The sequence below is a fragment of the Bacillus sp. EA-CB0995 genome (assembly GCF_055814245.1).
Genome location: NZ_CP169269.1, coordinates 2,337,670 through 2,350,116, shown reverse-complemented (window position 1 = coordinate 2,350,116; position 12,447 = coordinate 2,337,670). Strand labels below are relative to the sequence as shown.

The 12,447-nt window shown below is 34.5% G+C and carries 9 protein-coding genes and 3 pseudogenes; 3 read left to right on the top strand and 9 right to left on the bottom strand.

Annotated elements, in window-relative coordinates:
- Nucleotides 1-146: 146 nt before the first annotated feature.
- Both ACEWFJ_RS12240 and ACEWFJ_RS12235 read right to left on the bottom strand, forming a co-directional pair.
- The gene (locus ACEWFJ_RS12240) at nt 147-710 is read right to left on the bottom strand and encodes a GNAT family N-acetyltransferase (protein WP_473688683.1); all 564 of its coding nucleotides are present in this window, start codon (nt 708-710) and stop codon (nt 147-149) included.
- A gap of 14 nt (nt 711-724) precedes the next feature.
- Nucleotides 725-1,108 carry a VOC family protein gene (locus tag ACEWFJ_RS12235; RefSeq protein WP_473688681.1) on the bottom strand — a complete coding sequence of 128 codons (384 nt, stop codon included), beginning with the start codon at nt 1,106-1,108 and terminating at the stop codon, nt 725-727.
- A gap of 121 nt (nt 1,109-1,229) precedes the next feature.
- Between ACEWFJ_RS12235 and ACEWFJ_RS12230 the strand changes: the two genes are divergently transcribed.
- Entirely contained in the window at nt 1,230-1,475 is a 246-nt protein-coding gene (locus tag ACEWFJ_RS12230) for a DNA alkylation repair protein (RefSeq protein WP_473688679.1), read from the top strand.
- Between the two features lie 458 nt (nt 1,476-1,933).
- Here the strand turns inward: ACEWFJ_RS12230 and ACEWFJ_RS12225 are convergent, their stop codons facing one another.
- From ACEWFJ_RS12225 to ACEWFJ_RS12205, 5 genes and pseudogenes are all read right to left on the bottom strand, one after another.
- A complete protein-coding gene (locus ACEWFJ_RS12225; protein WP_473688677.1) occupies nt 1,934-2,848 on the bottom strand; it encodes a D-alanine--D-alanine ligase in 915 nt (304 codons plus the stop codon).
- A 5-nt stretch (nt 2,849-2,853) separates the two neighbouring features.
- Complete coding sequence (pdxR, locus tag ACEWFJ_RS12220) at nt 2,854-4,302, bottom strand: MocR-like pyridoxine biosynthesis transcription factor PdxR (RefSeq protein WP_098311153.1); 1,449 nt, start codon at nt 4,300-4,302, stop codon at nt 2,854-2,856.
- A gap of 623 nt (nt 4,303-4,925) precedes the next feature.
- Entirely contained in the window at nt 4,926-5,549 is a 624-nt protein-coding gene (locus ACEWFJ_RS12215) for an FMN-binding negative transcriptional regulator (protein WP_473688675.1), read from the bottom strand.
- Between the two features lie 22 nt (nt 5,550-5,571).
- Nucleotides 5,572-6,090 carry a spermidine/spermine N(1)-acetyltransferase gene (gene paiA / locus ACEWFJ_RS12210; protein WP_473688673.1) on the bottom strand — a complete coding sequence of 173 codons (519 nt, stop codon included), beginning with the start codon at nt 6,088-6,090 and terminating at the stop codon, nt 5,572-5,574.
- A 25-nt stretch (nt 6,091-6,115) separates the two neighbouring features.
- Nucleotides 6,116-6,567: pseudogene (locus ACEWFJ_RS12205) on the bottom strand (MarR family winged helix-turn-helix transcriptional regulator).
- Between the two features lie 116 nt (nt 6,568-6,683).
- Here ACEWFJ_RS12205 and ACEWFJ_RS12200 point away from each other — a divergent pair.
- Nucleotides 6,684-7,326 (top strand): annotated as a pseudogene (locus ACEWFJ_RS12200) (YczE/YyaS/YitT family protein).
- A 736-nt stretch (nt 7,327-8,062) separates the two neighbouring features.
- Here the strand turns inward: ACEWFJ_RS12200 and ACEWFJ_RS12195 are convergent.
- Together ACEWFJ_RS12195 and ACEWFJ_RS12190 are read right to left on the bottom strand one after the other, a co-directional pair.
- On the bottom strand, nt 8,063-9,163 hold the full coding sequence (locus tag ACEWFJ_RS12195) for a glycerophosphodiester phosphodiesterase family protein (RefSeq protein ID WP_473688671.1): 1,101 nt from the start codon (nt 9,161-9,163) through the stop codon (nt 8,063-8,065).
- Nucleotides 9,164-9,567: 404 nt separating this feature from the next.
- Nucleotides 9,568-10,721, bottom strand: a pseudogene (locus tag ACEWFJ_RS12190) (SLC13 family permease).
- 255 nt (nt 10,722-10,976) lie between these two features.
- Between ACEWFJ_RS12190 and ACEWFJ_RS12185 the strand changes: the two are divergent.
- Nucleotides 10,977-12,407, top strand: coding sequence for an IS4 family transposase (locus ACEWFJ_RS12185; protein ID WP_473688669.1), 1,431 nt, complete (start codon nt 10,977-10,979; stop codon nt 12,405-12,407).
- The last annotated feature ends 40 nt before the right edge of the window (nt 12,408-12,447 follow it).

The window sequence follows — 12,447 nt, the reverse complement described above, 5'->3', positions numbered from 1 at the left end:
AAAATAAAGTTCGATAATTTATAAAAAAGTCTGATCATTTATAATAAAGATTGATAATTTGTAAAAATTTTGATAAAAAGATATATTTTGTAAGACCTAAAACTAAAGGTTTAGGTCTTATATTGTCTTTATTCATATTCATGTAATTAACGTACTTTTTGAAGTAATGTTGCCCATTCTTCCTGCAGCAACGAATACATAATCGCATCGTGCGCGACATCATTTTGAATCATATATTTTCGAAGCAACCCTTCTTCCGTAAATCCTACTTTTTGTAATAATTTACGAGATGATTCATTTTCCGGGTATACAACAGCTGAAATCCGCTTAAAGTAAAGTGTTTCAAACCCATATGTAAGAATAGCTTGTAATGCTTCTGTCGCATATCCCTTTCCCCAATATGTTTCATCTAATTCATATCCGATTTCAGCACGTTTATGCTTGTGATTAATTAAATGAAATCCGCACGAGCCAATTAATTGATCTGTTCCTTTTAATACGATCCCCCAACGAAATGCAGATCCCTCTTCATATCTTTCTCTAAAATTCCGAATCACGTTTTTTACTTCTTCTATATTTTGAAACGAATCCATTCCAAAATAACGAATAACAGGTTCTTTCGTAAAATAATGAAACATCGCATCTACATCTACCAAAGTTAATTCCCTTAATTGCAAACGATCTGTTTCTAAAATAGGAAACTTTCTCATTCTCTCCCGCTCCTTTAGTCTAATGAACTGCAAATTTCAATATAATTTCCATCCGGATCAGAAACGTAGGAAACTGTTTGTCCCCATGGTTTTGTAACCGGCTCTGCTAACACCTTTACTCCGCGTTCTTTTAAGTTATGTATTGTTTCTGTAACATCATCGACAACAAATCCAATCTCAAATGTAGATGATTCCGATAACGTCTTCGGAATTGATAAACCAGTTAACTCTTGAACATCACTTCTACTATTGATTGCCAAAATTGTAGAACCTGTATCAAATTCAACATATGTACCGTGCTCACTCTTTATCGGTAGCTGTAATATGTCACGATAAAAACGAATACATTCCTCATATTGCTGTGCATATAAAATGATGTATTTCATTTGAAGTTTCACATTCTTCTCCTCCCTTACATTCTTACTATTTTGACAAAAAATGCAGAAATCCTTTATAGAGTTTTTCCTTATGAATAAACTCCGCCATATCAACAAATGCTAACAATGGAGGTGTGTTGATATGGAACCAATGCTTTGTCCAAATTGTAGAACAAACCGAACAAGATTTAATATCATTGAGCAAACAGCAAAACCAGTAAAATTAAATCCACAAACTGGTCAAATCGAGGAAGAATATACAAATGAAAATATGAGTGCATTTCATATGGCCTACCAAGGTCCTACATATCGCGTACAATGCGCTGCGTGCGGATTACTCGAAAACCCGGAACAATTTATTAAACCAGCGCAAAATCAATCTTTTTAGTTTTTAAAACGAAAAAGTTGCTTGTAAAATAAGCAACTTTTTTCATTTTCGAAGAAGTTCGCTTTATCCCGCTATTCGTGGGCAGTACCCCCCTAATACTCTGGAACAAAGTTTGATCAAACATACTAATTGAACGAGGCTTTTACAATAAACAAAAAGGAATCCATTTTGAAAAAAAGATTGGTCAAAATGAATTCCTCACATCACACTATGATGTATTATTTATAAAAAAGTTTGATTAAAACTCCTAGCTGCAATTGCTGGAAAAACACGCGCTATTTGGCTATTTATTGACCATACAGCTATCATGCGTTGTATACGACATAGTGTTCTTTGTCCAAAATCATATTTTCCAATACTATTAAAATACCAGAAAGACTAGAACAGTTATGCTCCCACTAGGTCTAAAGCTCCTAAATCAACAATAAGTTTTAACACTACAGTTAATTATGTTTCTATTAAAAGCCTTCGTTTTTCCTAACCCGTAAGGATGTTTCAATAATCATATCCAATAGCTTACTATAGGTGATTCCCACCGCATGAGCGCTTTTTGGCAGTAAGCTATTTTTTGTCATCCCCGGCAATGTATTCACTTCCATCACATATGGGATTCCATCTTTTATAATCATATCAACTCTAGCATAAACACTGCATTTTAATGCTCTATAGCACGCCATTGCAGCCTCAGCGACACGCTTTTGCGTTGTGACCGGAAGTTCTACAATCTCTTCAATCGTAGCCGCATCATCATATTTCGCATGATAGTCAAAGAACTCGGACGTATGTTGAATTGAAATAATCGGTAAAAGTTTTCCATCCAAAATGGAACATGTAATTTCTTCGCCCTTTATATATTTTTCAATTACGATTTCAGAATCCCATTTCAATACATCCTCAAGCGAGGATAGTAAAGAATCCTTATCGTATACGATCTTTACCCCTACACTGGAACCACCCGAATTAGGTTTTATCACTAACGGATACCCCATTTTTTCGATTTCATCAAGCTGAAGTTCTTCCATATTCGAAAGATGAATCCAATCCGGGGTTTGAATTCCTTCATAACGAATCAATTTTTTCGACATATTTTTATCCATACAAATACCGCTTGATAACATGACACTTCCGGTATATGGAACGCCGAGCGTTTCCAGTGTACCTTGAATCGTACCATCCTCCCCATATTCTCCGTGAAGCGCTAACAAGGCAATATCGATATTCCTTACCTTTTCAATAAGCTCTTTTTTGTCATTTAGTTGAATAGGCACAATTTCGTACTTACTTTTATCCAAATGTGCAATCATTTCTTCCCCAGTCATAAGGGATACTTGTTTTTCGGAGGACACGCCTCCCATAATTACGCCAACTCTCACTTTTTTCAACTCCCGCTTTCATTTTTCAGTGTATCTCCAATTATCTTAATTCCCTTAAGAATATCCGCTTCTTTTAATCGAGAGAATCCTAATCGAAACGTATTACTTCCTCTTCCATCCGTGTAAAAGACGTCCCCAGGAGAAAAAACGACTCCCTCTTGATAGCATTTTTTCAAAAGTGTACGCGAATTCATTCCTTTTTCTAACTCTATAAAAAGATGGAGTCCCCCATCTCCAGTCATTCTTTGAAAAGGAATGTATTGATGACAAGCATGAACAGCTAGTTCATATTTTTTCTTATAAACTGACTTGGCCTTTTTTAAATATTTTTCGAAATAACCATCATGCAAATATTGATAAAGCACTGCCTGATCCAGTGTAGATGTATGAATCGTTCTTGCCCTTTTCACACTTTCCAAGCAATGAATTAATTCTTTATCTGCTAAAATCCAACCAACACGTAATCCTGGAAAAAGAATTTTTGAAAAGCTGCTGATATAGATAACATTGTTGCCGGACCCGGCGAATGTTAATAGGGGTGCTAGATGAGAACCCGAATAACGCAATTCCTCATTAAATCCATCCTCCACGATAGGGATCCCATATTTCGAAAAAAGGTTCATGATTTCAGTCCTTTTTTCTGAGGATGTGACAATTCCAGTCGGATTATGATAAGACGGGATTAGATATGCGAAATCAAAATCCATTTCGGATAAACTTTTCTCAACTTGATCAATATCAATACCATCATCCTTCATTTCAATCCCATGCACATCAAGTCCATGTAATCGAAACAGTTTTAAGGCAGCATGATGGGTCGGATTTTCACATATAATACGACCGGATTTTTTCGCTAAAGAAGACAATAAAATATCCAGCCCTTCGGTGAAACCATTCGTAATCAAAATATCCTTATTGGAAATATCTACCCCTTTCATTTCCATATAGTGAAGAAGGTAATCAATGAGAGGTTTATAACCTTTTGCATATCCGTAGTTCAAAACGATATCCCCTTCAATAGACATTCGATTCAGAAAAGCTCTTTTAAAATTTTCAACATCAAAAAGCTTTTCGTCTGGGGCAATACTATTGAATGAAATCATGCCTTTTTCCCAGCGAACACCATGCTTCATTAAATCCAATTCATCAGCTAACAAGGTAACTTCATTGACTTTTTCTTTCCAGTTTAGTTCGATGGATGGAGTTTTGGATGTTTTAACTTTTCCTATAAAATTTCCTTTTCCCTTTATTGCATAGATTAAACCTTCTTGTTCTAAATCTGCGTAAGCAGTGAGAACAGTATTTCTGCTGACCGATAATAATTTACTAAGTTCTCGGGTAGATGGAAGTTTCTGGTGTTCCAGCAGATGTCCTTTCATAATCATTTTTTTCAAATAATCCTTTAATTGAATATAAAACGGACGATCATCCACAAGTTTAAAATCATTAAACACTCCCTTGACCCCCTTGCTATCATTTTTGCATAACTATATCTATCCTAAAAGGTCCACAACATATGTATTTTCTTTAACCAGCGGTATGGTTTTAGGCACCATTCATACAACTTTGAGATGAAGAATGTTGCAAATTCAAATTCACTTCACCCTCTTATCCAATAATAATTAAGCTTTTTTAATGTAGTGTAGTGCTATCCTAAGGAGAAGTAAAAAATTCCTCTTAGTAATAGTACTATTTTTATACCGTAAACAGTTGTTTTATATCTTTTAAAACACTTACAGGAAATTAGTATTTTTTAAGTCTTAATGTAGCTTTGAAATAAAATTTGATTGAAATAATTGTTGCTTTAAAATAAAGTTTGTTCAAAAATACCTCATAAACCAGCATTTTAGGATAAATAAAAGAATCCATTTTGAAAAAAGATTGATCAAAATGGATTCTTCTCTTACAGATTTATGTTTAGTTTTTATAAAAAAGTTTGATCATTTTTGTGCTATACTCTTCAACTAAAGCCTGTTTACTTTAAGTACAATCTCTCACAATCTGAAGAGAAGCTGCCAATATGACAGCTCCGTTCCGTTCTTTAATTCTTGCATTTGAGGGCTGAATAAAGGTAGGCTTATATGTGATTTTTTAATCTCTTTTCCATCAGTTCTGCCATTTGTTTCGAATTTGGATTTCCTTCATTTTGTAATTTATCAATGATGTTAATATAATCTGTTTCATTTCGGTTCTGACTTAATTTATATGCAGCCTGAATTTCTCCCACCTTAATCTTAAATCCAACTATACCTTTCAGTTCGCTTTCTAAGAGATGAGGAGAAAGTTTATCCCATAAAACAGGATTTTCACGATTTTCTTCATATTTTTCCAGCATTATTGTTAATTCTTCTATTAATTCATCTTTCTCTAAAATGCTTGCTTTACCATATACATGGACGGCTTGATAATTCCATGTTGGAACTTCCTCATGCCCATACCAAGAAGAAGAAATGTAAGCGTTCGGTCCCTGAAACATAACAAGCACATCTTCACAAGTTTCAAATGTTCTCCACTGAGGATTTCCATAAGCCATATGCCCAGTAATATAGTAATCATCACCTTTTTTATTTAACCCCAAAGGCATATGAGTGGCAATTGGTTTCCCTTGTTCTGTTGTGACAATCGTGCCAAAAGAGTTTTTTTGAACAAAATCCCAAATTTCATCAACATTTATGACCTTAAAATATTTTGGAATATACATAATAATCCACCTTTCAAAAAAGTTATATGAGTGTTTTGATCATTATAAAGTCCATTTGTTCTTCATCACCCATATAAAAAGAGTGAACTCCAGTTTGAACAAACCTCATTTTCTTATAAAAAGCAATAGCATTTTCATTTTTTTCCCATACGCCTAGCCAGATTTTCTTTTTATTACGTTCCATCGCAATTTCCATAGCTCTATTTAGCAAATATTTGCCAAGCCCATGTTTTTGAAATTTGTTCTTTATATAAATCCTCTCGATTTCAAGTGATTCATCACCCATTTCTTCAGACTGAGCATCATTGGTATTGACCTTTAAATATCCAGCGACTTCATTATTAAAATAAACAAAAAAGAATTGTGAAGAAATATTGGATAATTCTTTTTCTAATTGTTTTAAGTTAAATGCCCTTTCCAAATAGGCATTCATATTTTCGGGTGAATTCTGATGCTTAAATGTCTCATTAAATGTTTCATAACTAATTTCTTGAAGTTTGCGTGAATCTTCAAGGGTGCAATTTTTTATATTTATAGTCATTTAAATATATCGCTCCTTTATATAATCAATAATTTCTCTTGTTTCCCTTTTTACAAATTCCCATTCTTTTTCTATATTTTTTCTTACTCTTTGAAGAAGATTGAAAATGTTTTCTACTTCTCTTTCGGAAAATCCCTCTAATGCAACGATATTTGAATAATCATTTTCTCTTTTTATAAAAGGATAAACATTTTCCCCTTTCCTTGTTGGAAAGAGTTTTTTAATTTTTTTGTTATGCTTATCTTCCTTCTTTTCAATAAATCCATTAATTTCAAGTTTTTTTATAGCACGAGCTGCTGTTGTTCGATCTACTTTTATCATCTCAGATAACTTTTCTTGAATGATTCCTGGGTTTTCACATATTCGCACAAGGTACAAATATTGCCCCTTTGTAAGGTCATATTCTTTAAATTCTATATTACTTATAGAATCTAATGCCCTTGCTATCATTCCAATTTCACGAAGAATTTCCTTCATAATTAACTCCTTAGTATATATTTTTGTTGCAAATGCAACAAAGCTAGGTTAAATTTAACATATATCATTTTTGTTGCATTTGCAACAAAAAAATAATAATAAAGAGGTCGAGTAAAGTGAAATATGTTTTTTATGTATTAGGAATCTTAATATTAACCCTTGGTATTTCTTTCACTATACAATCAGACCTTGGAACTTCACCTTTTGATGCACTTTTGGTAGGACTGTCCATAAATGTGGGGCTTACTGTAGGAAGTTGGGAAATAATAATAGCTTTAATATTGATATGTTGTAATTCATTTTTAAAAAGACAAAGACCAGAAGTTTTGGGGTTGTTAACAGCATTTATAACGGGTATTGGTATTGATATGCGGCTTTTTTATTGCACAATTTGATAACGCCTGAACTATGGTACAGCAAAGTTGTTTGTTTTGGAATTGGCTTAGTTGTTATAGGATTAGGAACTGCAACATATTTACACACAAATTTTGCACCGATTCCAGTTGACCGATTAACATTAATCATACAAGAATTAACTAGAACAAATATATTTTTTTCGCGAACATTCATTTACATCGTATTCTTGATAATGGCAATGATTTTAAATGGACCAATTGGCGTTGGAACTTTATTAACCGTTTGTTTAGGGGGCTAATACTTAATTACTTTATGTCATTTACTAAAAAAGTATTAGACCGTATATTAACACACTCTAGTACATCACCAAATTATGATAAAGATAAAAACCATTTAATATAGAATGGTTTTTATCTTTCTTGTTCAACTAACCTGCCCTATAGTTAAAGAAAAAAACCTGCAAAAACAGGATTTTTAATCAAACTTTATTATAAATTATCAATCTTTGTTTTTAATGATCAATCTTTTTTATAAAACTACAATTTTGCTGTTTATTGGTTTACAAGCGCTTAAAAAAGATTTTATTTAAAATTGAGGTTTTTTCAATAAATAATAAATGAATTTGCTATAGAAATAGAGTCCTATATTAGGACTCTATTTCTATGATTGGATTCGATTTTAACTATTAAGCATATCCCACACTTTCCGGTATTCTGTAATTTATATCCTATATAGTTCAGATAGGCGTATCGCCAGCATTTTGGAAAAAACCCACGCTAAGCAAAAAATACAATAAGCTGCCCATATGGACAGCTCATTTACATAATTATTGTTTTCGGAAGTCAATGTATTTATTACTCTATGGGGTAGCACCACATGCCCATCAAGCTAAAAATAACGATTTATCCCAAAACGAGAAAAATGTAAAAATTTTTCGTTCTGGGGTAGTTTCTGAATCATGCGGCTTTAGATGCTACCATTCACAGGATTATTATCGATATCTGAATTAATATGCCGTGCCTTGGCTATTTTCACAAAAGAAAGCGGCGGATAAAATGATCCGCCGCAACAAAAGAATGATACTAAAATACTAGAAAAAGTCACTGTATTTTTTTACCATTAGCCTTGTCCAAGCATCTTATTTCTTGGGAGCCGGATAGGCTTTTGGCAGCTTGTAACCGTGTTTCTCCATTACACTGCGCAGCAGGTCCGGGTAATCAGTGATTATCCCATCAACCCCATCATCCATCAGCTTTTCCATCGTAGGCTCGTCATCGACCGTCCACGGAATGACCTTCATGCCGTACTTGTGGGCTTCCTCGACCATTTGCTTCGTCACGTAAGGCTTGTAGTTCGGATCGGTGACCTTGCCGTTCTGAGGATCACCATGTACTGGGGAAATAGCACTTGCGCCGAACGAGTGGGCTGCAGCGACAAAATCGCCTCCGAAGTCATCGATGTCGATTCCGCCCAGCCATGGTGATGCGCCAGGCTGACCAGGCTGCAGGAACTGATCACCGTTAGTCAATGCGACAAGCGGCAAGCGTGGCTCGACTTGGTGCATGCGCATGAGTGATCCCCAGTCGAAGCTTTCGATCGTTACGCGGTTAATCATTCCAGCTTCACGAACCTCGCGAGCAACTATCTGTACAAACTCTTCACGGGGGGCCGTTTCATTCGGTGCTCCGGCTTCCACTTTGGTCTCGATATTCATGTGTACATTGTTGGCGTGGTAAAGCTTGACAAGATCGAACACCTCGCTCAAAAGCGGCATGCGGGCGCCAGGATCCAGCTGCTGGCCAGGGAATGACGCCTGCTTCAGCGAGCCGCAGTCCAATGTACGCACCTCGTCCAAGGTGAGGTCCTTTATGTACTTGCCGACATATGGGTACATGGGATCACCAGGAAACGCCGGCCCCGTGTCACGACACTTGGAACCCTGAACCTGACGATCGTGGGTAATTACAGCCTGATGATCCTTCGTGATTTGCACGTCCATCTCAAGGGTGCTGACACCCACTTCGAGGGCCTTTGAAAAAGATGCAAGCGTGGACTCGACGGTAAGCCCGATACCTCCTCGGTGCGCCTGCAGATCGAACTCTTTCGGACTGCCCGCAGTGTAAGACTTTGGCGCAATTTCTGCAGCCGATACAGGTGTTACGGCCACTTGGATGGCAGCTGAACCCGCCATAAGGGCCGTCATGGCTGCAACGATCAATTTCTTCTTCTTCTTTTTCATTTCCTCTACTCCCCACTTCTCTCTTAATCTATTAATCTATTACTTCTATGAGTATAGAGGAAGAATGTAAATGAATGATTAATCCTATAATAAGAAAAAGTAAAGAAAAATGAGAAGATTTTTACGGTTCTTTTAGGGGTAGCACCACATAACTATCAAGCTAAGATTTTGAAGAATCCCCAAAACGAAAATTTTCTCTCTTCCTAGTTGCCTATGGGAATCCAGTTTATTTATTGTTTTGGGAAACAATGAATTTTTTGACTTGATAGCGATGGGGTGGTACCCCTATAGGCATATGTTAAGGCAAATCCAATATAAAAAACCCAATTTCTCAGTATTAAAATTTGAGAAATTGGGTTTTTATATTGGTAGGACCCAAAGTTGTTTAAACCTATTACTTTGTATTAAAAGAAATTTTGATTTTTCATCGTAAAATAATAAACAAGAGTTAAAAGAGCTAAAATCGAAAAGTTATAAAAGCTAAACCTTATAAGGTACATTTTACTTTTTTGTGGATCTCTCTTAATAAAAAGTTTAAATGAAATTACACTTGCGAGGGAGGCGACAATCGTACCAAGTCCACCTAAATTCACACCTACTAATAAAGGCTGCCAATCCACGGAGAATTTTGATAAAAAAATCGCAGCTGGTACATTACTTATCAGTTGGCTTAAAATTATGGAACTGAAAAAGATAGATGTGGGACTTTTGAGATTTTCGCTTGCAAATGTGTGAACTACCTTTAATTCCGATATGTTTCCTATAAATATAAAAAAACATATAAAAGTAATAAGCAATAAATAATCAATTTTCTTCAATAATTTTATATCAAGTATACATGCGGTTCCCAATGCGATGATGAACGCAAGTTTGTAGTCTAAAACCCCTAGTATGGATGCAGATATGATGCCAAATAGTATTCCCCATACTGTTGCCTTTTTTTACTTTTTATAGGAATATACGGAAGTTCCATTTCCAATGTTTTACTATTCAATCTTTGATTAAGAAAGAATAACAGAATAATTCCAAGAACCACTAATAGAAGGATTGTTGTAAAAAATTGTATAGGCTTTATTCCATAGTTAGTAAATATGAAAAGATTTTGAGGATTTCCCATAGGAGTTAGGCTGCTTCCGATGTTAGCCGCAATTGTCTCTAGTATAATAGTATCTAACATAGAAGTTTGTATAAACTTACTAATTATAAGTGTTAATGGTACAAATGTTATTAATGCCACATCATTCGTTACAAGCATGGAACTAAAAAAGCATAATAAAATTAGGATTGCTGAAACACTTTTACTAGTATGACATTTACTTAGTAGAGCAATGGCGAACTTATCCAATAGTTTAAGATCTTCCAGAGCCTTAACTACGAGCATAAGATTAAATAAACTGACTAATACTTTAAAATTAATATATTCTATTTTTGGTGCATGGAATAAACAGCTTACGATTGCTAATAAGAGTGATATGGTCAATACAATGTCTTTTTTTAAAATTCCAAATTTCAAGTTCACTTTTTTTCGTTTTTCGTATAAATATATTCTTTCATCAATCCCCCTCCAGTACTATCTATTCTACTACATACCCCTGTTTCTTGCATTTGAAACCTCAATGCACTTAAAAAATACCATTATTTACATTAAATTACAGAAAAGATGGCGTTTTTTCGTTATAGGGATAATGATTTGTCTTGGTTTGATGGGCATGGGGTCCCACCCCATCGCCATCAAGCTAAAAAATTGTATCCATAAAACGAAAAAAACGCTATTCTTTTTGTAGAAATATACAGAAAGGGTGGCGTTTTTGGTATGAATTTATCAATTTCTGATGAATTACAATTGTTTTCTAAAGAATTACAGCAACATATGTCACCACATGCTCTGGATCAGTTAGCTAGAAAAGTAGGATTTGTTCAACGAAAAAGTAAATATCGTGCACAAGATTTAGTAGCTCTGTGTGTTTGGTTAAGACAAAATATAGCTCATACTTCATTGGCACAATTATGTAGTCGATTAGAAGCTAACACAGGTATTTCTATGAGTCCAGAAGGACTCAATCAACGCTTCAATTCTCAGGCTGTACAGTTTTTACAACAAATACTAGCATATTTACTTCATCAAAAATTTTGTTCCACTAACAAAATTACAACTCTGTATACAAACTATTTTCGTCGTATTCGTATATTAGATTCTACACACTTTCAGGTTCCAGATAAATTCACTTCTACTTATCAAGGTTCAGGTGGTAGTGGTCAAAATGCTGGTGTGAAAATTCAACTAGAGTATGATTTACTAAGTGGTCAATTTCTACATATTCATGTAGGATCAGGAAAGCACAATGATAAAACTTATGGATCTACTTGTTTGACGTCTCTTCAATCGAACGATGTGTGTATACGAGATTTAGGATACTTCGACTTAAAAGACCTATATACTATAGACAAGTATAATGCTTATTTTATTTCAAGATTAAAGCTCAATACACGGATATATCAGAAGAATAAAGAGCCCGAATACTTTCAAAATGGAACAATAAAAAAGTACTCTGAGTACATCCAATTAGATATGGAGCAATTTATTGACCAATTACAGTCAGGTGAAACATATGAAATTCCTGAGATTTATCTTGGAATGTATCAAAAGCTTCCTGTAAGACTCATTCTGTATAAATTAACTGAAACGCAAATGAAACGTAGACAAAAGGATTTAGCATCTAAAGAACATAAGAAGCAAATTACCTATAAAGAACGCAGTAAGCGGCTTAGTGCAATTAACTTTTATATTACAAATATTCCTTTGGAATATCTACCAAAGGAACAAGTATACGATTTTTACTCCTTACGATGGCAAATTGAACTTATCTTTAAAACATGGAAATCATTTTTTCGTATTCATCACTGTAATTCTGTAAAATTAGAACGACTGGAATGTCATTTATATGGACAATTAATTAGCATTCTTCTTTGTTCCTCCACCATGTTTCAAATGCGCCAATTACTCCTCATCAAGAAAAAACGAGAATTAAGCGAATATAAAGCAATTTATATCATAAAAGATTATTTTCTACTTATTTATCAATCTTTACAAAAAGACACCCAAGAATTAACAAAGATATTGTTTCGTCTGTTCAATCTCTTACAGAAAAACGGACGAAAATCCCATAGGTATGAGAAGAAAACAGTCTTTGATATCTTAGGCGTCGTATATAACTTTTCTATGTCTCACAATCATGTGGCGTAATCCAAAAAGTTGAAACCCGATAGGGTTTATTTGGTATGCA

What these genes read in the sequence shown, in the direction of transcription:
- ACEWFJ_RS12195 (WP_473688671.1), bottom strand. Translation starts at nt 9,163, where the DNA reads ATGAAAAAGAAGAAGAAGAAATTGATCGTTGCAGCCATGACGGCCCTT.
- ACEWFJ_RS12230 (WP_473688679.1), top strand. Translation starts at nt 1,230, where the DNA reads ATGGAACCAATGCTTTGTCCAAATTGTAGAACAAACCGAACAAGATTT.
- ACEWFJ_RS12215 (WP_473688675.1), bottom strand. Translation starts at nt 5,549, where the DNA reads ATGTATATTCCAAAATATTTTAAGGTCATAAATGTTGATGAAATTTGG.
- ACEWFJ_RS12240 (WP_473688683.1), bottom strand. Translation starts at nt 710, where the DNA reads ATGAGAAAGTTTCCTATTTTAGAAACAGATCGTTTGCAATTAAGGGAA.
- ACEWFJ_RS12185 (WP_473688669.1), top strand. Translation starts at nt 10,977, where the DNA reads ATGAATTTATCAATTTCTGATGAATTACAATTGTTTTCTAAAGAATTA.
- paiA (WP_473688673.1), bottom strand. Translation starts at nt 6,090, where the DNA reads ATGACTATAAATATAAAAAATTGCACCCTTGAAGATTCACGCAAACTT.